Source organism: Bradyrhizobium sp. I1.14.4, assembly GCF_050435825.1.
Lineage (GTDB): Bacteria > Pseudomonadota > Alphaproteobacteria > Rhizobiales > Xanthobacteraceae > Bradyrhizobium.
In genome coordinates this window covers 98,836-118,016 of sequence record NZ_JBNDLA010000012.1, presented here as the reverse complement: position 1 = coordinate 118,016, position 19,181 = coordinate 98,836, and the positions used below count along the sequence as shown (strand labels likewise).

The window sequence follows — 19,181 nt, the reverse complement described above, 5'->3', positions numbered from 1 at the left end:
GTTCAGGCGATCTCCTCAACCAGCGTGACGCCGGCCGCGCGCATCGCCGCGGTGGCGGAAGCAAGCGAGCCGCCAAGATCGATGGCACGGCAGCCCGACAGCACGACCGTGGTCTCGAAGCCGAGCCGCCGCGCATCGAGCGCCGAATACTGCACGCAAAAATCCGTGGCGAGCCCCGCCATCACGACCCGCTTGAGGCCGCGCTCGCGCAGATAGCCGGCGAGCCCGGTCGGTGTCCTGCGGTCGTTCTCGAAGAACGCCGAATAAGAATCGATCGTCTCGCGGAACCCCTTGCGGATCACGAGCTCGGCCCGGTCAGTTGCGAGGTCGGGATGAAACGCGGCGCCGGCCGTGCCCTGGATGCAATGATCCGGCCACAGCGTCTGCGGCCCATAGGGCATCGTGAGCGAGGAAAACGGTGCTGCGCCCGGATGCGAGCTCGCAAATGAACCATGGCCGGCCGGGTGCCAGTCCTGGGTCAGCACGACGTGGTCGAAGCGCGCTGCCAGCCGGTTGACCATCGGCACGACGGCATCGCCATCGGCAACCGCCAGCGCGCCGCCGGGGCAGAAATCGTTCTGCACGTCGATGATCAGCAGCAGATCGTCGGGCCGGATTTTCATCACGTCCCGATCCGCAACGACGCGCGCAGCTTGCGCAGGCAGGCGATCACCGACAGCGCTGTGATGCGGCCGGTCTTCGGGTTCTCGGAGGGAATGTTCTCGATCATCATCGAGAACCGCGCGGAATCCGAATCGACCTCGATCCGATGGGTGTTGCGCGTCACCGTCGGATCGGCCCAGATCTCGACCCAGGTGCGATCGGGGCCGATGCCGGCGAGCGACAGCGCCACCGCGACGTTGAGATTGGCCGGAAAGCCCCTGGCCGCGTCGCGCGCGCTGCCCTCGAAGATGCGCAGCGGTTCGGTAATCCCTTCGATCCGGATGTTGCTCTCGACCAGATGCGGCGCGCCGACGAGGCCCGCAACCGGCTTCCGTGTCACCAGCCTCACCGAATGAATGATCCCGATGGCCGCGGCAGTCACGGCATCGAGCCCGATCAGCGCGCCGGTCGGCACGATGATCTGACCGCCATGCGCCCTGGCGAGGTCGACGAGGTCCTCGTTCTGCAATAGCGCGCCGACGCTGAGCACCACGGCAGTCTTGCCGCGCTCGACCACCGGCGCCACGATCGAGCGGACCACCTTGCTCGGCGCGCACTCGACCACGATGTCGGCGATCTCGGCAAGCTGCTCGACCGGCACCAGCTTCGGCGCAGACTTGAGACCTTCGACCCAGCCGCGGTGCTTGTCCGGACTGTTCGCCGACAGAGCAACCAGCGTCAGGCCGTCGATGCCCTGATCGAGCGCCTTGACAACGTCGGTGCCGATCGCGCCGAGGCCGGCGACTGCAACCCGTGTCTTTGCCTTGCTGTCAGCCATCATTTCCCGCCGGCGAGCATCTTGACCAGACGATAGAGATATTCCTCGCCTTCGTAGAATGATTTTACAAGCACGCGCTCGTCCTTGCCATGGTTCCGGTTGTCATCGACATCGGCACCGAGCCCGGAATGGCCATAGGTCGGAATCCCGGCATTGCGCAGATAGCTGCCGTCGGTCGCGCCGGTGCTCATGACAGGGACAATCGCCGCATCCGGCCAGAATTCCTTCGACAGCTTCTCGATCGAGCCCATGATCTCTTCGTTCAGGGGCGACGGCGGGCTCAGCACGGCCTTGCCGGTCGGGGTCACCTCGATCTGCTTGTCGGCGAGCACGCGTTCGATCGCTGCCTGGACACCGTCGACCGGCTCGCCGGGCAGGATTCTGCAATTCACCTTGGCGGTCGCCAGCTGCGGCAACGCGTTGATGGCGTGGCCGCCCTCCAGCATGGTCGCGACGCAAGTGGTGCGGAGCTGCGCGTTGTAGCCGGGCTTGTCCGACAGTCGCGCCAAGGCCGCCGGATCAGGCTGCGACGCCAGGATTGCCCTGATGTCGTCGCCATTCTCCTGGCTCTCGGTCTCGGCGGTCTTGGTGAAATAGATCCGCGTCGTCTCGTTGAGATTCATCGGGAAGCTGTAGTTGGAGAGCCGGACAAGGCCTTCGGCGAGGTGGTAGATCGCGTTGTCCTTGCGCGGCAACGATGAGTGGCCGCCGCGATCCTTCACCGTGAGCTGATAGCCGACCGAGACCTTCTCGCTGGTCTGCACGCTGTTGCGGATCGCCTTGCCGTTCTTCAGGCCGACGCCGCCGCCTTCGTTGAGCGCAAACTCCGCATCGATCAGGTCGCGGTGGTTCTTGATCAGCCACTGCATGCCGAGACCGTTGGCATCGAGGATCTCCTCGTCGGTCTCAAGGGCGACGATGATGTCGCGGTCCGGCTTGTAGCCCTCCTTCTTGTACCGGATCAAATTGGTGATGAAGGCCGACGCCATGTATTTGTCGTCGCTTGAGCCGCGGCCGTAGAAATAGCCGTCCTGCTCGGTGAGCTTGAACGGATCGACCGTCCAGTCCTCGCGGTTGGCCGGCACGACGTCGATATGGGCAACCAGCAGGATCGGCTTGCGCGCGCCGGAGCCGTGCAGCCGCGCCACCAGATTGCCCTTGTGCGGCGCCGGCGAGAACACGTGCACGTCACCCTCGGGGAAGCCCGCCGCGCGGAGCCGCGCGCCCATCGCCTGCGCCGCCTTCTGGGTATCGCCGGTCGCGGTGGTCGTGTTGATCTCGACCAGTTCCTGGTAGATGCCGCGGGCAAATTGCTGCTGCTCGGTCAGTCCCTGCGCGGCAGCACCGGTTGCCAGCAGCACCGGAGCGAGCGCCGCCGCGAGCCGCAGCGATCGAACCATGTTTCGGGCCTTGTGCGACATCGTGCTCTCCCAGAATTCCACCACCTGATTGGAGATGAATTCAGACAGGCGACACGCGCTTTGGCAAGACGGCGAGCCCTTCAATTACCGCGCGCATGCCCCGCAGTTTCGCGCACGCTATTTGGAGTCCTTATTCGAATCCTTGGCTGCGATCACCTCGATCTCGACCTGGAAGCCGGGATTGGCGAGTGCCGCGACGCCAACCACCGAGCGTGCCGGCAGGTTCGGCTGGCTGCCGCCGAAGAACTGGGTGTAGCCCTCCATAAAGGCCTTGAAGTCCATCGGCGCGGATGCGTTGTGCACCAAAAACACCTGCATCTTGACGACATCGCCCATGCCCAGCCCCTGGCCTTCCAGGATGCCCTTGATGCGATTGAGCACGCCGACGGTCTGGGTCTTGGTATCGCCATAGGCCTGCGGGCTCGATGGATCGGCGTCCTTGTTGACGACCGGCGGCACCTGGCCGCTGACATAGACCGTTGTGGTATTGCCGGTGACCGTCACGGCCTGCGCGATCGGGAATGTCGAGTTGGGAATCGGATGCCTGACCACGTCCGCGGAGGCAGCGGTCGCCATCGCCGACAGCGCGGCACCCAACACGATAGCGGTGAACTTCATCAAACTCTCCCCAGAATGTAGCGCGGTCAACGGCGGGCGTCCTGGACGTCCTTGGTCGTCACCGCGTCCTGATAGTTGTTGCCGAAGTGCGTCCGCAGATAATTCACAACGGCGGCGACCTGACCATCGGTCATCATGTCGCCGAATGCCGGCATGCCGCGACGGCCGTTGACGACGAGGTAGATCGGATAGCTGCCGGATTCGAGGGTCTTGTTGCCGGCAAGCGAGGGATAGGTGCCGGCGCCGCTCGCGCCCGTCGCATCCGGCATGTGGCAGCCCTGGCAGACATTGGCGAACAGTTCCTCGCCGGTCATCTCCACGAAGCGATAGCCCGAAGAGAAGGTGCGCTTGCCCGCCCCACTGTCCTGCCCAAGGGCCGCAGACGCGGACAACAGCGCCAGCGCAGCGATCACCGATGTTCCTGTCCGCATCATCACGTCTTCACCACGCGTTCGTGCAATCGGGTAATGGCGTCAAGCGCGGACAGGATTGCGCCCTCCTGCCAGGCCGGCAACTGCGAAGCGTGCTCGCCCGCCAGCGCGATACGGCCGTCGATCTGGCAGAGGTTGCGGTAGTGCTGCGCCCGCCCGGCTTCCGTCCATTCGCCGGCGCAGCCGAGCGTGAACGGCACGCGATGCCAGGCCACCGCGACGCCGTTCTCGAATTCGCGCTTGTACTGCGGATGGATCATGGCGCCGAAATCGACCGCGCTGGCGACCCGCTCCGCCGGCGTCATCGCGGTGAACTCGAAGGAATTGGCACCCTCGTACAGATAGGCGCCGAGCAAAATGCCGCGGCCGCTGCGGTTGAAGCCATAGTTCGGATAGGCGATCTCCCGAATCGGCAGGTCGGTGTAGCTGATGCCGCCATAGATCGCTTCATCCTCCTCCCAGAACCGCCGCTTGAACTGCAGCCCGATTTTCACCGAGGCGGCGTAGGGCAAGGAATCGATCGCACTCTTCATCGGCGCGCCGACATCGAGCGGCAGCTGGCTCAGAATCGGCAGCGGGATGGTGCAGATGCACCAATCGGCGGTCGCCTGCTGCACCATGGACGGACTGGCGGTGTCGACATAGCTCACGGTGACGCCGGAACTGTTCTGCTGGATTTGCGTCACCTTGGCGTTGTAACGGATGAGATCACCGACCTCGCGCGCGAACGCCTTGCCGATCATGTCCATGCCGCCGACCGGCTGGAACATCGTGGTCTGGAAATCGTAGTGCGCAAAGCTCTGCACATAGCGCCACATCCGCGACCGCAGGATCTCCTGGAGCGAGATCGGATCACTGGGCAGCGGATCCGGCATCAAGCCGCCGCCGGGATCGTGCGCATAGCCACGGACATCGGCGGAGCGGAGATTGGCGTTGTATTTGTAGTCGCGATCCAGCGCGCCCCAGTCGCGCAGCGCCTGCAGCAGGATCTCCTGATCTTCCTTGCTGACGGTCTCGTCGAGCTTGCCTTGTTGGGTGACTTTCGCGAGCAGCTCCGACACTCCGCCCTGGAAATCCGCCTTGATGCTGCGAAAGCGTTGCGGCTTGCCGTCGAATGCACGCGTTGCGTGCAGATAGGCATTGTGGTTGAGCTGGATGAAGGGTTCCAGTGCCACATTGAGCCGGCGGCAGTAATCGAGCAACGCGCGGTGATGGTAGGGAATTCGCCACGGGCCTGGATTGAGATAAAGCCCCTGCTCGAACTGGCAGGTCTGCTTGAAGCCGCCGAGTTCCGTAAAACTGTCGCCGCCGCGGATCGACCAGTTGCGACCGCCTGCGCGGCTGTTGAATTCGAGGATCTGAACCTTGTAGCCGGCCTTGCGCAACTCCAGCGCCGCCGTCATGCCCGCAAGCCCGGCGCCGAGAATCAGCACCGAGGCGCCCTTCACGTTGCCCGCGAGCCTGAGCGGCCCCTTGTAGGCGGATTCCGATGCGAAGCCGAGGCTCGTCATCGCGTGATACATCGCCGAACTGCCGGCGATGGTCCCGATCAGCGCGAGCAGATCCCGCCGCCTGATCACAGATTCGTTCTGCACCCGCGTTCACCCAGCCGCTGACGTCGATGGCGAAGGGAAACGGTTGACGCGATCCGTGTCAAGAAAGGCACACGCTTCCACATCCACCCACACGCGCTTTTGATGCGTCGCGCGACCGGTACATCACACCACGCGCTCGCGATGCACACGCCTGCAATCCATCTCGTAATCGAGTCCAACCACCGGCGGCCGGTCGAAATGCCAGGTCAAGCCGTTGCGAAGCACGCCACGGCGGCCGAACTCGCTTTCGAGCACCGGATAGGCATCATGCACCGTATAGAGCTGAACCGCGGTGGTGTCCCGCCAGGAGCCGCCGAACGCGCTCATCCGGCGCTCCATCTCGCCAAGCACGAATTTCGCCTTCGCCAGGATGCCGGCGGGGCTGGTATCGCCGGGCGCGACAGTATGATCGCGATAATTGGCCTTGCCCTCGACCGATTCGCCGCTGCCGGCCACGACAAAGCTGGCCGGTGCGTCCTTCGCAGCCGGCACCGTGTAGGCGAAGGCGTGGAAGCTCGGCTCACCCGGCGGATCGAGCTTCGGACAAACGTTGCTGCGCGCCACCGGATTGACGCCGTCGCGCATCACGCCCCAGGCGATCAGTGTCTTGACGTAGATCTCGTTGAAGGCCTTGAACCCGTCCTCGGTGAACGGAGCCGGCGAGCGCAGCTCGCAGGCCCCGAACGCCGTCAGCGGCCGGCCGGCATCCCCAATGATATCGGCAATCCTTGCAAAACCCGCGCTTAGCGGCACCGGTTCAGAGAACCTGACACGCTCGATGGCAAAGCCGGGCAGCGCGCCAATGCCGCAGGAATACTGACTGACGCCGGGCACGAAGCGGTAGCCGCCGTCACGAGCCTCGATGGTGCTGGTCATGGTGCCTCTTGATGGATGCGTCGTTGCGGTGATGTCTCGTGATGGAGGATACTCGGGAACAGCGCGATGTCATCACCACTGTCGTCCTGGCGAAAGCCAGGACCCATAACCACCGCATTCGATGATGAACGGGATCGCGGCCCCAGCGTCGCACAACCCTTGAGATTTGGGGTGACGGGTCCGGGCTTTCGCCAGGACGACGCCGAGTGTGTTGAGCCACCTTTGGATCATACGTTCGCATTCTCGCGACATGATTTGTCCGAGTCTTGCCTTACGTTTCGCCCTCTCCTCTTGCAGAGGGCGCAGGGAAAGCCGGGTGCCGATCGCACCCATGGGTCCGGTGCAACAAAAAGCACCGGAGGTAGGACCACAGGTGTAACCGGAGCAATCCGGCTTTCCCTGCGCGATGGGTTACGGCTTACTTCGTGCTCTCCCCGGCGAGACTGGGCTTGCTTGTCACCGTCCCCGCAAAAACGCTTTCGCGTTTTGCGGGGAGACACCTACCACTAGGGCGTCAGGACCACACGACTTCACCGTCCGCTTCACGCGCACTCGTCAGTTGCGCAATCGGCGTCCACCGCATCTCACCGCAACACCGTGACGATGCGCAGCGCCCCTCGATCGGGTGAGACGAGGCCATCTATAGCACTGAGTTGCGCTTCTGATAAAGCGAAATATTTTTGCTGCGAAGGCTTGCCACGTCGGGCAACTCAGTGGCACGCGCGCGTAAAGGACGCACCGGCAGAAGAGTTCCCTCCTTGCGAGGGAGGGGGCCTGAGCTGCGCGCTCACCTAACGAGCGATACGCGCGACGCCCCCTTTAAGGGATCGACCGCCGCGTCCACAATTACCGCACCGGAACGCCGGCCTCGATCAGCTCGAGCCCTAATGCGCCTTGGCGACGTAGGGGCAGCCGCCTTCATCCAGCGGACGGAAGGCCTGGTCGCCCGGCACCGTGGCGAGATACTCGTAGAGATCCCACTTGCTCTTGGACTCTTCCGGCTTCTTGATGCGCATGAGATACATGTCATGCACCATCCGGCCATCCTCTCGCACGACGCCGTTCTGGGCGAAGAAATCATTGACCGGAGTCTTCCGCATCTGCGCGATCGCGGTCTCTGAATCGACCGAGTTGGTCGCGGCGACCGCCTTGAAGTAGTGCCTGAGCGCCGAATTGACGCCTGCCTGGTAGGCCGTCGGCATCGCGCCATGCCGCTTGAAGAATTCCTGGGCGAAGACACGCGTCTCGGGCGTGCGATCCCAATAGAAGGAATCGGTGAACAGCAGATCGTGCGCATGCGCCAAGCCGAGCGCAGGCACATCAGTGAGCGTCACCTGCAGCGCGACGATCTGCAGGCTTGCGCGGATGTTGAACTCGTCGGCCTGAGACACCGCGTTGCGGAAGTCGGAGCCGGCATTGGCAAGCGCCAGGATCTTGGCGCCGGAAGACTGGGCCTGCAGCAGGAAGGACGAAAAATCGGCGGTGTCGAAGGGATGGCGGACCGCGCCCAGCACCTTGCCGCCGGCTGATGTCACGGCCTTGCTCGCATCGCGCTCCAGGGCCTGTCCGAACGCATAATCCGCCGTGAGGAAGAACCAGGGCGTGCCACCGCGCGCAACCACGGCCTTCGCCGTCGCATTCGAGGAGGCATAGGTGTCATAAGTCCACTGCACGCTGGTCGGCGAACATTGCTTGCCGGTGAGGTCCGACGAACCGGAGCCGGAGATCAGAAACAGCTTCTTGCGCTCACGCGTCACCGTCTGGATCGCCAGCGCCACCGCGGAATTGACGCCTTCGGCGATCACGTCGACACCCTTGTTGTCGATCCAGTTGCGCACGATGCCGGTCGCCACGTCGGGCTTGTTCTGGTGATCGGCGGAGATGATCTCGATCTTGCGTCCGGCGACCGTGCCGCCGATCTCCTCCGCGGCCATTTGTGCCGCGATCACCGACCCCGGGCCATTGCCATCGGAATATTGCCCGCTCATGTCGGTGATGACGCCTACACGCAGGACACCATCCTCCGCTCGGGCGACGCCGGGAGCAAATGAGAGACACACGGCAGCAATTGCGACCAGGATATGTTTGGTAATGGGCATTTCTTTCCCAAGGGTTTGGACGTTTCGGACGATCTCCTGAAGCAATCAGGGATCACCGACAACCCCATCGCCGGCATGGCGCTCTGCGATTCCGCGCGGAAATTCCGGGAGGAGGAACACGGCCGGTGCGTCGACAGACGTGCATCGCCGATCATGCGAACGCCGCGACGAGGTGTCGCCGCGGCGTGCCTTGGGTCATATGATTGGAACACGAAATGGCGCGAGATCGCCTCAGCGACGCTCCCACAATTGTCTTGCCAGAATGCCGGCCTTGCGCTCGATCGCCTCGGCGGCATCGAGACACATGTCCTCGCGGTAGCGCGAGCCGACGATCTGGACTCCGACCGGCAATCCCTCATGCAGGCCAACCGGCACCACGGCCGCCGGCAGACCCAACACGTTAATCGACGAAATGAAGCGCAGGTCGTTCCAGAACAAGTCCTTGACGCGCTGATCGCCGCCGAGATCGGCATTGACCTCCGGCGTCTTGCGCACAGTGGTCGGCATCAACACCAACGGGTACTGTTCGAGGAACATCATCCAGTTCCTGATGTGGCGCGAGCGCTCGGCGATCGCCTTCATGTAGCCGGCCTGATCGAGCTGGTTGGCCAGCGCGATGAAGCCGCGGAACGTCTTCTGGAAGTCGGCGCTGGTCGTTGCCAGCATCTGGTCCTGCTGCAGGACACGGGTCTCGGTCATGATCAGGTCGCACCAGAGCTGCCAGACCTTGTTGAGATCGGGCACCTCGACTTCGCTGACCGCGTAGCCCGCATCGGCCAGATGATCGGCCGCCTTGCGCTGCAGTGCGATCACGCCGCGATCGGTCGCCATGTCCTCGGGGATCCTTGCGAGCGCGACCTTGACCGGCGCCGCAGGCTCCGGCCCCATCAGTGGCGCCGGCACGTACCAGGGATCGCGCGGGTCGCGCTGCGCCATCACTTCGAGGCCGAGGCGGACGTCGGCGACGTGGCGCGCCAGCGGTCCCTGCGAGGACATGAACTGCGCCATCAGTGGCCGTTCTGCCGTGGCGCTGGGATTGAACGCCGGAATGCGGCCCTGGGTCGGCTTGATGGTGACGATGCCGTTGCAATGGGCCGGCCAGCGCAACGAGCCGCCGATGTCGTTGCCATGTGCGATGGTGCCGATGCCGGCCGCGATCGACGCGCCGGCGCCGCCCGAGGAGCCGCCGCAGGTCACGTCCGCGTTCCACGGATTGCGCGTCAGGCCGTGCAGCGGGTTGTCGGTGAAGCCGCGCAGCGAGAATTCCGGGGTGTTGGTCAGGCCGATGATGACGGCGCCGGCCTTCTTGAGATTGGCCGTCACCGGTGAGTCGCCCGGCGCGATGTTGTCTTTGAAGGCGGCCACGCCATTCGAATTGGCCTGGCCCTTGACGTCGATATTGATCTTGATCGTCACCGGCACACCGTGCAGCGGCCCGACGACGCCGCCCTGGCGCTTGCTCGCCGCCAGCGCCTCGTCGGCAGCCTTCGCTGCTTTCATCGCCACGGCGCCGAGGTCGACGACGACGGCGTTGAGCGCCGGGTTGGCTTCGTGCATGCGGTCGAGGTGGGCGCGAACCACCTGCTCCGACGTCACTTCGTTGTTCCTGATCGCCGCGGCCGTCTCGACGGCGGACCATTGCCAGATCGGTGCATTCGTCACGTGTTCTTCTCCCATGATGTTCAATGCTTCCTTGTTGGTGTCAGAGACGCGCGCCTCCGCCGTTCAGTCCTGCGGATCGATAGGCGTCAGCGTCGATGCGCGCGCTTCGATCACCTCGGCCGCCGCAAGACAGACATCCTCCCGGAAACGGCCGGCAATCACCTGCACGCCGATCGGCACGCCGCCGGCGGTGCCCGTCGGCACCACGACCGACGGAAAACCGAGCGCGGGGACCGCGAGCAGCGGCCGCTGCGCGTCGAGCAGCGCGCGCACCACCGTTTCGTCTTCCTGATCCTGATCGAAGCGAAACGGCAGTTGCGCCGAGACCGGCAGGATGATGATGGGGTAGCGTTCCCCGAACAGCTGCCAGGCCCGCACGATCGCCAGCCGCTGCTCAAAGCAGGCAAGCACCTGATCGCCGTCGAGCTCGGGCGCGTAGGCGATATGGCATTCCAGATTGTAGCGGCTCCTGTCGTCGCCGAACTTGCGGATCATCGGCGCCAGCACGCGCCGCTCCTCATTGATGACAAGGCGATGCCAGAGATCCGCGGCCTCGGCGAGCCGTGGCGGCAAGGTTTCCTCCACCGCAAAGCCGGCCTCCGCGAGCCAGCGTCCGGCAGCGCGCACCGCCGCGCTCACCTCCGGCGCCTCGTCGCCGAACGGTGACGGCGCGATCGCAACACCGACCGGACGCTGCAGTGGCGGGCCTTGCAGGGGCACCGGCAGCCATGTGCCGTCGCGCGCATCCGCCTGCGCCATCGCGGCAAGGCCAGTGCGCAAGTCGGCGACCGAGCGGGCGAGCGGGCCCTGCACGGACATCATCTGTGCGGTGATCGGACGATCGCTCGTTGCCGACGGATTGAACGACGGAATTCGCCCCGGGGTCGGACGCAGACCGGCGACGCCGCAGGCGTAAGCCGGATAGCGAATCGAGCCGCCAAAATCATTGCCATGCGCGATCGCGCCCATGCCGGAGGCGACGGCCGATGCGGCGCCCCCGCTGGAGCCGCCCGGCGTCAACCGACGGCTCCACGGATTGGTGGTCGCGCCGTGCAGGTCGTTGTTGGTGAACCAGCGGTGCGAGAAGGCCGGCGTGTTGGTGCGACCGACAATGACGGCGCCCGCCTTGCGAAAATTCGCCACCACCGGGCTGTCCTCGGTGGCGATGACGTCGCGGAACGCGACGACGCCGTTGGTGGTGGCGTGGCCGCGCTGGTCGACGTTGACCTTGATCGTGACAGGCACGCCATGCAGGGCGCCAAGCTCCGCGCCTGATTTCACCGCGGCATCGGCCGTGTCCGCCGCGGCCAGCGCCTCATCCGCGAGCACCTCGACAATGGCGTTCAATGCCGGATTGACTTGCGCGATGCGATAGAGGCTGGACTGCACGGCTTCCCGGCTCGAAATCGCGCGCGTCGCGATCGCGCGCGCCAGATCGACGGCCGACCAGCTCCATAATTCGTTCTCGCGCGGCGTGACCATTGTTATTTCCTCCAACACGTGATGCGGCAGTCAGCCGATACGGTTCAATCGAGCCGCAGCGGTTCGTAAAAGACGGGCTGGTCCATGCGCCGGTCTTCCGGGGGAACGACCACCGCTTCGGCGCTGAGCACATGGTCGAGCATCACGCGCCGGGCGCGTGTGGCATTGCCGGTGCGGAACGCCGCCATCAGACGCTTGTGAAACTCGATGCTGTCGCAGGTGAAGCTCGACGGGAATTCCTGCACGCCCAGCCTGCCGATCAAATGGCGGATCGCCTCGTTGATGAAGCGGGCGACCAGGCCGAGCAGCGGATTGGGACAGGCATCGATCAGGATGTCGTGGAAATCGATCTCGGCATGGCGGTGGTGCTCCCAGTCCGCGACGCCGCCGGGATGGTGCTCCTGGACCGCGATCGCCTTGTCGAGGGCTGTGAAATGCTCCGCTGTGAGGTGGCCGACCACGCTGAAGGCGAGCTCCGGCTCGATTAGCCGGCGGATCTGGTAGATCTGCGCGGTGCTGACCGACTGGAAATAGAAATAGTTGCTGAGCAGGCCGACGATCCGGTTGATCGACACCGGCGCCACCCGCGCGCCGCCGCCGGGACCAGTGGTGTTCTGCACCAGCCCCTGCACTTCCAATGACTTGAGCGCCTCGCGGATGGTCGAGCGGCTGCATCCGAACATCTCGATCAGCTCGCCCTCCTGTGGCAGTCGGTCGTTGGGCTTTAGTCCCGCCTGGAAGATGTGGCTGCGGATCAGATCGGCGACGGCATCCGAGCGCTTGCGCTTGATGGAGGCGCGGCGTGAGGAGTCGAGGGACGGGAGAGCCGATTTATCCATTTTATGATCATAAATAAGACCGCGGCGGCTTGGCAAGGGCTTATGGACCCACTCGTCATGGCCGGGCTCGTCCCGGCCATCCACGTCTCTCTTGATCAAGAAACCAAGACGTGGATGCCCGGGACAGGCCCGGGCATGACGAACGATTGTACTGGGAGTTCTGTTAGCGGGAGAATGGATCGCTCAGCCGGACGTGCGCTGCGCCTCGAGGCTGCGGCTGTAGCGCGACATCGCAAAGCAGAACACGAAGTAGATCACGCCGACGAACACATAGACCTCGACGCTGAAGGATTGCCAGGCCGGATCGACGATCGCGGTCTTGGCGGTCGTGAGCAGGTCGAAGATGCCGATGATCAGGACCAGGCTGGTGTCCTTGAAGAAGGCGATGAAGGTGTTGACCAGCGGCGGGATCACGTGGCGGATCGCCTGCGGCAGCACGATCAGGGCGTTCTTTTCCCAGTACGACAGACCGAGTGCGTCGGCCGCCTCATACTGTCCGCGCGGCACCGCCTGCAGGCCGCCGCGCACGACTTCGGCGAGATAGGCGCCGGCATAGAGGATGAAGGCGATCTGCGCGCGCAGCAGTTTGTCGATGTTGACGCCGTCGGGCATGAACAGCGGGAACATCACGCTCGCCATGAACAGCAAGCTGATGAGCGGTACGCCCCGGATCAGCTCGACATAGAGCACGCAGAGCGAACGGATCGCCGGCAGTTTCGAGCGGCGGCCGAGCGCGACCAGGATTCCGAGCGGAAACCCGAAGGCAAGCCCGAAGGTCGCAAGAATCAGCGTCACCGGTAGCCCGCCCCAGCGGTCCTGCGTGACAAAGGACATGCCGAGGAAGCCGCCCCACATCAGGCATCCGATCGCGATCAATGCGGCGGCCCACAGCAGGAACAGCTCCTTGCGCCAGAAGCTGCGGCGGCTCGAGACCACGAACAGCGCGATGAAGATCAGAACCGCGAGCGCCGGCCGCCACTGCTCGCTGAACGGATAGGTGCCGAACAGGATGAAGCGGTACTTCTCGGGGACAACGGCCCAGCAGGCGCCGACGCCGCGCAGCGCGCGGCAGGCGCTGGTGTCATTGCCGGAGACGATCCAGACCGCGTTTGCGATGCCCCACTGCCAGAGACCGATGCACGCCTTGCCGAGCACGAACAGCAGCAGCAGCGTCATGATGCTCGACGGAACAGAGGCGAACAGATTGGCGCGCAGCCAGGCCACGATCCGGCCGCCCAGCGAGCGCTGCGTGCGGCGCCGGCCGATCGGAAGCGGATCCTGCGGAAGGTGGGCGACCGAGCTCATCTCAGCGCTCCACCAGCGCGATCCGCGCATTGTACCAGTTCATGAACAGGCTGATGCCGAGGCTGATGGTGAGGAACACCATCATGATCAGCGCGATCGACTCGATCGCCTGCCCGGTCTGGTTCAGCGTGGTGTTGGCGATCGAGACGATGTCCTGGTAGCCGACCGCGACCGCGAGCGAGGAGTTCTTGGTCAGGTTCAGATACTGGCTGGTCATCGGCGGGATGATGACGCGCAGCGCCTGCGGCAGCACGATGTGCTGCAGCACGAAGCTGCGCTTCAGCCCGAGCGCCTTGGCGGCGTCCGACTGTCCGCGCGGCACCGCCTCGATGCCGCTGCGCACGATCTCGGCGATGAATGCCGAGGTATAGGTGACGAGTGCGATCAGCAGCGCGAAATATTCCGGCGCCAAGGTCAGCCCGCCGACGAAATTGAAGCCGCGCAGTTCAGGCAGCATGATGCTCCAGCTCGCGCCCAACAGCCACGACACCAGCGCAGGCAGCGCGACGACGAGACCCAGCGCGTAAGGCCAGGCCGGCCGCGCCTTGCCGTCGAGCATCTGCTGAGCGACCAGGCGGCGCCTGACGATGGTGAAGACGATCACGCCTGCGACCAACGCGAGGATCGTCCACCAATTGGCCTCATTCAGCGGCACCGACGGCAATATCAGGCCGCGATTGGAAAGATAGACGCCCTCGACCGGCTTCCACGCCTGGCGCGCCGCCGGCAGGCCCTGCATCAGCACGTACCAGAACAGAAGCTGAAGCAGCAGCGGCAGGTCGCGCAGCACCTCGACATAGACGGCGGCGAGCCGCGCCAAGAGCCAGTTCGACGACAGCCGCGCGATGCCGACCAACGTGCCGATCACGGTCGCCAGCACGATGCCGATCACCGCGACGCGCAGCGTGTTGACGATGCCGACGATGAAGGCGCGCAAATAATTGTTCTTCGGCGTGTAGTCGATCCAGGAATCCGCGATCGGCATGCCGGCTTCACGGCCGAGGAAGGCGAAGCCGGTCGAGATGCGCCGCACCGAGAGATTATGGATCGCGTTCGACCACAGCCATGCGACGATGGCGACCGCAATCCCGACCACCAGGATCTGCCAGAACAGGCCGGCGACGCGGGGATCGCTGAGCGAAAGCCGCCAGGGCCGGGCGGGAGGGCGTTTCGGCGTCGATGTCGTCACAGCACAAGGATCCCAGTGAGAAGCGATCTTCTGCCATGCGCAAGAGTATATTCGAGGATGCGCACTTCATATGTTGCACCAAATTGATATCTATGCAACATATGTTTCATGGCCCAGGTTCAGTCGAAACCATCGCCCCTGAACGAATTGTGCAGCGCACTGCCGTCGCTGCCGATGCGGTTGCAGGAGGTCGGCCGGTTCGTTGCCGCCAATGACTACGACGCCACCACCCGCTCGATGCGCGATCTCGCTTCCGTCGCCGGCGCCGATCCCGCGTCCTTTACCCGTCTTGCCAAGGCGCTCGGCTATTCCGGCTGGGATGGATTGCGCGCCGCGCTCACCGAGGCGCGACGGCCGGCGCAGGGCTCGCCGTTCTCCGGCCGCGCCAAGAGCCGCCGCGGCGGGCCGAATGCCGATGTCAAACTGGTGCACGACAAGCTGGAGGCTGAGGCTGCAGGCCTTGCGCGCATTTCCGCGAGCGCGATTGCGGAAGCCGCGCGTGCACTGCATTCGGCCAACCGGATCTGGATATCCGGCTTTCGCAGCTGCCGCAGCGTCGCGGAACTCTTGACCTACCAGCTCCGCCTGTTCCGTCCCGACGCCGTGCAGCTGGTCGGCGGTTCCGGCCCGTTTGATCTCGACCACGGCGCCTTCCGCGCCGATGACGCCGTGGTCGTGATCGGCTTTGCGCCCTACACCTTGGTCAGCGTCGAGACGGCGCGTGCGGCGCATCAGGCGCGCGCCACGCTGATCGCGATCGCCGATACTGTTGCAGCGCCGATGGCCGAGGGCGCCGATCATCGGCTGCTGTTCGAGGCCGCCTCCTCTCCCGGCTTCTTCCCGAGCCTCACCGGCGCGATCGCGGTGGCGCAGTCGCTCGCCGCCGTCAGCTTCACGCTGGGCGGCGCGAGCGCCAAGCGCAGGCTGGAGGAGACCGAGGGCCGGCTTGCCGAGATGTCGCAATATTTTGTTTGGAAAGGATGAGTGTCATGGCCGCCAGCAAGAGCCGCGTGATGCATCGAAGCCTGCGCGAGACCCCGCCGAAGGCAATCGGCGGCGACGGCGTCTGGCTGATCGCGGAGGACGGCCGCCGCATTCTCGATTCCTCCGGCGGCGCCGCCGTCTCCTGCCTCGGCCATCAGCACCCGCGTATCTTGGCTGCGATTGCCAAGCAGGCTTCAAAGCTCGCTTATGCCCATACCGGCTTCTTCTCCTCCGAGCCCGCGGAAGAGCTCGCCGAGCGGCTTGTCGGTCACGAGCCCGGCGGCCTCGGCTACGTCTATTTCGTCAGCGGCGGATCGGAAGCGATCGAGGCTTCGATCAAGCTGGCGCGGCAATATTTCATCGAGCGCGGCGAGCCGAAGCGCGCCCGCTTCATCGCGCGCCGCCAGAGCTATCACGGCAACACGCTGGGCGCGCTGTCGGCCGGCGGCAACGCCTGGCGCCGCGAGCCCTACGCACCGCTGCTGTCACCCGCGTTCAGCCATGTCACTCCCGCGTTTGCCTATCACGAGAAGCGCGGCGATGAATCGGAGGCCGGCTTCGTGGCGCGCCTCGCCGCCGAGCTCGAGGCCGAATTCCAGCGGCTCGGCCCCGATACGATCGCGGCCTTCATCGCCGAGCCCGTGGTCGGCGCCACCGCCGGCTGCGTGCCGGCGCCGGAGGGCTACTTCAAGACGATGCGCGAGATCTGCAACCGCCACGGCGCGCTGCTGATCCTCGACGAAGTCATGTGCGGCATGGGCCGCACCGGCACGCTGCATGCGTGGGAGCAGGAAGGCATCTCGCCCGACATCCAGGCGGTCGCCAAGGGTCTCGGCGGCGGCTATCAGCCGATCGGTGCGATGCTTGCGAGCAGCACGATTGTCGACACGGTGCGCAACGGCTCCGGCGCGTTCCAACACGGCCACACCTACATGGCGCATCCGCTCGCCTGCGCCGCCGCGCTCGAGGTGCAGAAGACGATCAGCGAGGAACAGCTGCTCGACCGGGTCAAGGAACGGGGCCGGCAGCTCGAACAGCGGCTCACCGAGCGCTTCGGCAATCACCGCCATGTCGGCGACATCAGGGGCCGCGGCCTGTTCTGGGGGATCGAGCTCGTCGCAGACCGCAGCAAACGCCAGCCGTTCGATCCGAAGCTGAAGCTGCATCAGCGGATCAAGTCCGCGGCCTTTGCCGGCGGCCTCGGCTGCTATCCGTCGGGCGGCACCGCCGACGGCCAGCGCGGCGACCACGTGCTGCTCGCCCCGCCCTATATCGCAACTTCCGGCGACATCGACATGATCGTCGAACGACTGGGCGCTGCCGTAGACAGCGCGTTGAAGGATGTTGGTCACGGAGCATGATCCGGAAAAGTGGGTACCGGTTTTCCCGCGACAAACGCGAAGCGTTTGCGCATGGATCATGCTCAAACAGGAGGGAGGAGTAATATGTACAGGGGATTGATCACTGCAACCGTTCTCGCCGCGAGCATCGCGGGTTCAAGCGCGGCGACGCTCGACACCATCAAGCAGCGCGGCACGCTGGTGTGCGGCGTTTCTACCGGCTTTGCCGGCTTCTCGGCGCCGGACTCGCAAGGCAACTTCAAGGGCCTCGACGTCGACTATTGCCGCGCGCTCGCCGCCGGCGTGCTCGGCGATCCCACCAAGGTGCGCTACGTCGCATTGACCGCGCAGAACCGCTTCACCGCGCTGCAGTCGGGCGAGATCGACGTGCTCTACCGCAACTCGACGCAGACGTTTCTGCGCGGCACCACGCTTGGGCTGCGGCAGGGCCCGATCAACTTCTACGACGGCCAGGGTTTTGTGGTGAAGAAGGACCTCGGCGTGAAGGAGCTGAAGGATCTCAAAGGCGCCACCGTCTGCGTCGCGCAGGGCACTACGCATGAGGTGACGCTCGGCGATTACGGCCGCGCCAACGGCATCGACTGGAAGCCTTTGGTGTTCGATCGCCCCGACACCATGTACCAGACCTTCTTCGGCGGCCGCTGCGATGCCATGACCCAGGACGCCTCAGCGCTCGCCGGCGCGGTCGCCACCGCCGCCCCGAAGGCCGACGACTACGTCGTGCTGCCGCAGACCATCAGCAAGGAGCCGCTCGGCCCGTTCACCCGCAACGGCGACGAGGTCTGGAGCGACATCATCACCTGGCTGCATTACGGCCTAGTCGAGGCCGAAGAGCTCGGCGTCACCCAGGCAAATGCCGACGAGATGGCGAAGTCGCAGGTCCCGGCGATCCAGCGCCTGCTTGGCACGTCCGGCGATCTCGGCTCGCGGCTCGGCCTCGACAACAAATGGCTGGTCGCGGCGATCAAGGCCGGCGGCAATTACGGCGAAATCTTCGAGCGCAATGTCGGCAAGGCAAGCCCGCTGAAGCTCGAGCGCGGCCTCAATGCCACCTGGAGCAAGGGCGGGTTGATGTACGCGATCCCGTTCAAATAACGACTTGACTTCACCCCGCTTGCGGGGAGAGAGCCCCTCACCCCCTCCCTCTCCCCGCGAAGAGCGGGGAGAGGGAGAACAAGCAGCCCAAAATGCGCATCACCCTCATTCACGCTTTGAAGCACTCGATCGTGCCGATCGAGGCGTCGTTCGCACGCCATTGGCCGGAGGCGCGGCTGATGAATCTGCTCGACGACAGCCTGTCGGCCGACCTCGCGCGCGACGGCAATCTCACCGAGCGCATGACCGAGCGCTTCCTCACCATGGGCCGCTATGCGGCAAGCACCGGCGCCAACGGCATTCTCTTCACCTGCTCGGCGTTTGGGCCCTGCATCGAGGCGGTGGCGCGCGAGCACGCGCCGATGCCGGTGCTGAAGCCGAACGAGGCGATGATCGAGCAGGCGGTCGCGAAGGGACAACGGATCGGCCTGCTCTCAACCTTCCCGCCGACGCTGGTCTCGATGCCGCCGGAGTTTCCATCGCAGGTCACGCTGGTGCCGAAACTCGCCGAGGGCGCGCTGGCGGCGCTCGATCGCGGCGACCGCGCCGAGCACGATCGCATCGTGGTCGAGGCAGCCAGGGATTTGCGCGACTGCGACCTGATCGCGCTTGCCCAGTACAGCATGGCGCCGGCGGCTGAGCGCGTCGCCGAAGTCACCGGGCGGCCAGTGCTGACGACGCCCGACAGCGCGGTCAAGAAGCTGAAGGCGATGCTGGGGGCGTGAGCCCCGTCATTGCCAGCGAAGCGAAGCAATCCATCGCGCAGCATATGCTGCACCATGG

Annotated in this window: 17 protein-coding genes; 4 read left to right on the top strand and 13 right to left on the bottom strand. The window is 64.9% G+C overall.

The features are described 5' to 3' along the window. Positions 1-2 precede the first annotated feature (2 nt). The 13 genes from pncA to ABIB78_RS23640 form a co-directional block, all read right to left on the bottom strand. Positions 3-623 carry a bifunctional nicotinamidase/pyrazinamidase gene (gene pncA, locus ABIB78_RS23700; protein ID WP_429029010.1) on the bottom strand — a complete coding sequence of 207 codons (621 nt, stop codon included), beginning with the start codon at positions 621-623 and terminating at the stop codon, positions 3-5. Further along, positions 623-1,441, bottom strand: a complete 819-nt coding sequence (locus tag ABIB78_RS23695) for an aspartate dehydrogenase (protein WP_429029009.1) — start codon at positions 1,439-1,441, stop codon at positions 623-625. The genes pncA and ABIB78_RS23695 overlap by 1 nt, the downstream gene beginning before the upstream one ends. Next, positions 1,441-2,862 carry a M20/M25/M40 family metallo-hydrolase gene (locus ABIB78_RS23690; protein ID WP_429029008.1) on the bottom strand — a complete coding sequence of 474 codons (1,422 nt, stop codon included), beginning with the start codon at positions 2,860-2,862 and terminating at the stop codon, positions 1,441-1,443. Before ABIB78_RS23690 ends, ABIB78_RS23695 begins: the two co-directional genes overlap by 1 nt. A gap of 117 nt (positions 2,863-2,979) precedes the next feature. Then, the gene (locus ABIB78_RS23685) at positions 2,980-3,480 is read right to left on the bottom strand and encodes a Rid family hydrolase (RefSeq protein WP_429029007.1); all 501 of its coding nucleotides are present in this window, start codon (positions 3,478-3,480) and stop codon (positions 2,980-2,982) included. Between the two features lie 26 nt (positions 3,481-3,506). Then, a complete protein-coding gene (locus ABIB78_RS23680) occupies positions 3,507-3,911 on the bottom strand; it encodes a c-type cytochrome (RefSeq protein WP_429029006.1) in 405 nt (134 codons plus the stop codon). A 2-nt stretch (positions 3,912-3,913) separates the two neighbouring features. Beyond that, positions 3,914-5,506, bottom strand: a complete 1,593-nt coding sequence (locus tag ABIB78_RS23675; protein WP_429029005.1) for an NAD(P)/FAD-dependent oxidoreductase — start codon at positions 5,504-5,506, stop codon at positions 3,914-3,916. Between the two features lie 123 nt (positions 5,507-5,629). Then, positions 5,630-6,382 carry a 2-amino-5-chloromuconate deaminase CnbZ gene (gene cnbZ, locus ABIB78_RS23670; protein ID WP_429029004.1) on the bottom strand — a complete coding sequence of 251 codons (753 nt, stop codon included), beginning with the start codon at positions 6,380-6,382 and terminating at the stop codon, positions 5,630-5,632. Between the two features lie 884 nt (positions 6,383-7,266). Further along, positions 7,267-8,481 carry an ABC transporter substrate-binding protein gene (locus ABIB78_RS23665; RefSeq protein ID WP_429029003.1) on the bottom strand — a complete coding sequence of 405 codons (1,215 nt, stop codon included), beginning with the start codon at positions 8,479-8,481 and terminating at the stop codon, positions 7,267-7,269. 231 nt (positions 8,482-8,712) lie between these two features. Next, positions 8,713-10,158 carry an amidase family protein gene (locus ABIB78_RS23660; protein WP_429029002.1) on the bottom strand — a complete coding sequence of 482 codons (1,446 nt, stop codon included), beginning with the start codon at positions 10,156-10,158 and terminating at the stop codon, positions 8,713-8,715. Positions 10,159-10,206: 48 nt separating this feature from the next. Continuing rightward, the gene (locus ABIB78_RS23655) at positions 10,207-11,625 is read right to left on the bottom strand and encodes an amidase family protein (protein WP_429029001.1); all 1,419 of its coding nucleotides are present in this window, start codon (positions 11,623-11,625) and stop codon (positions 10,207-10,209) included. Between the two features lie 44 nt (positions 11,626-11,669). Continuing rightward, positions 11,670-12,464, bottom strand: coding sequence for a FadR/GntR family transcriptional regulator (locus ABIB78_RS23650; protein WP_429029000.1), 795 nt, complete (start codon positions 12,462-12,464; stop codon positions 11,670-11,672). Positions 12,465-12,647: 183 nt separating this feature from the next. Continuing rightward, positions 12,648-13,769, bottom strand: a complete 1,122-nt coding sequence (locus ABIB78_RS23645; RefSeq protein ID WP_429028999.1) for an amino acid ABC transporter permease — start codon at positions 13,767-13,769, stop codon at positions 12,648-12,650. A gap of 1 nt (position 13,770) precedes the next feature. Continuing rightward, complete coding sequence (locus ABIB78_RS23640) at positions 13,771-14,958, bottom strand: amino acid ABC transporter permease (RefSeq protein ID WP_429028998.1); 1,188 nt, start codon at positions 14,956-14,958, stop codon at positions 13,771-13,773. Positions 14,959-15,066: 108 nt separating this feature from the next. On the opposite strand from ABIB78_RS23640, the gene ABIB78_RS23635 reads away from it, so the two are divergent. The 4 genes from ABIB78_RS23635 to ABIB78_RS23620 all read left to right on the top strand — a co-directional run bounded on the left by ABIB78_RS23635 (position 15,067) and on the right by ABIB78_RS23620 (position 19,123). Further along, a complete protein-coding gene (locus tag ABIB78_RS23635) occupies positions 15,067-15,942 on the top strand; it encodes a MurR/RpiR family transcriptional regulator (RefSeq protein WP_429028997.1) in 876 nt (291 codons plus the stop codon). A gap of 5 nt (positions 15,943-15,947) precedes the next feature. Then, positions 15,948-17,303, top strand: a complete 1,356-nt coding sequence (locus ABIB78_RS23630) for an aspartate aminotransferase family protein (protein WP_429028996.1) — start codon at positions 15,948-15,950, stop codon at positions 17,301-17,303. 84 nt (positions 17,304-17,387) lie between these two features. Next, complete coding sequence (locus tag ABIB78_RS23625) at positions 17,388-18,398, top strand: amino acid ABC transporter substrate-binding protein (RefSeq protein ID WP_429028995.1); 1,011 nt, start codon at positions 17,388-17,390, stop codon at positions 18,396-18,398. A gap of 92 nt (positions 18,399-18,490) precedes the next feature. Next, entirely contained in the window at positions 18,491-19,123 is a 633-nt protein-coding gene (locus ABIB78_RS23620) for an aspartate/glutamate racemase family protein (protein WP_429028994.1), read from the top strand. Positions 19,124-19,181 lie beyond the last annotated feature (58 nt).

Excerpts from the sequence above, each read along its gene's own strand:
- ABIB78_RS23685 (WP_429029007.1), bottom strand. The coding sequence starts at position 3,480 with ATGAAGTTCACCGCTATCGTGTTGGGTGCCGCGCTGTCGGCGATGGCG.
- ABIB78_RS23620 (WP_429028994.1), top strand. The coding sequence starts at position 18,491 with ATGCGCATCACCCTCATTCACGCTTTGAAGCACTCGATCGTGCCGATC.
- cnbZ (WP_429029004.1), bottom strand. The coding sequence starts at position 6,382 with ATGACCAGCACCATCGAGGCTCGTGACGGCGGCTACCGCTTCGTGCCC.
- ABIB78_RS23650 (WP_429029000.1), bottom strand. The coding sequence starts at position 12,464 with ATGGATAAATCGGCTCTCCCGTCCCTCGACTCCTCACGCCGCGCCTCC.
- ABIB78_RS23680 (WP_429029006.1), bottom strand. The coding sequence starts at position 3,911 with ATGCGGACAGGAACATCGGTGATCGCTGCGCTGGCGCTGTTGTCCGCG.
- ABIB78_RS23625 (WP_429028995.1), top strand. The coding sequence starts at position 17,388 with ATGTACAGGGGATTGATCACTGCAACCGTTCTCGCCGCGAGCATCGCG.
- ABIB78_RS23645 (WP_429028999.1), bottom strand. The coding sequence starts at position 13,769 with ATGAGCTCGGTCGCCCACCTTCCGCAGGATCCGCTTCCGATCGGCCGG.
- ABIB78_RS23695 (WP_429029009.1), bottom strand. The coding sequence starts at position 1,441 with ATGGCTGACAGCAAGGCAAAGACACGGGTTGCAGTCGCCGGCCTCGGC.
- ABIB78_RS23630 (WP_429028996.1), top strand. The coding sequence starts at position 15,948 with ATGGCCGCCAGCAAGAGCCGCGTGATGCATCGAAGCCTGCGCGAGACC.
- ABIB78_RS23690 (WP_429029008.1), bottom strand. The coding sequence starts at position 2,862 with ATGTCGCACAAGGCCCGAAACATGGTTCGATCGCTGCGGCTCGCGGCG.
- ABIB78_RS23635 (WP_429028997.1), top strand. The coding sequence starts at position 15,067 with ATGGCCCAGGTTCAGTCGAAACCATCGCCCCTGAACGAATTGTGCAGC.
- ABIB78_RS23665 (WP_429029003.1), bottom strand. The coding sequence starts at position 8,481 with ATGCCCATTACCAAACATATCCTGGTCGCAATTGCTGCCGTGTGTCTC.
- pncA (WP_429029010.1), bottom strand. The coding sequence starts at position 623 with ATGAAAATCCGGCCCGACGATCTGCTGCTGATCATCGACGTGCAGAAC.
- ABIB78_RS23655 (WP_429029001.1), bottom strand. The coding sequence starts at position 11,625 with ATGGTCACGCCGCGCGAGAACGAATTATGGAGCTGGTCGGCCGTCGAT.
- ABIB78_RS23660 (WP_429029002.1), bottom strand. The coding sequence starts at position 10,158 with ATGGGAGAAGAACACGTGACGAATGCACCGATCTGGCAATGGTCCGCC.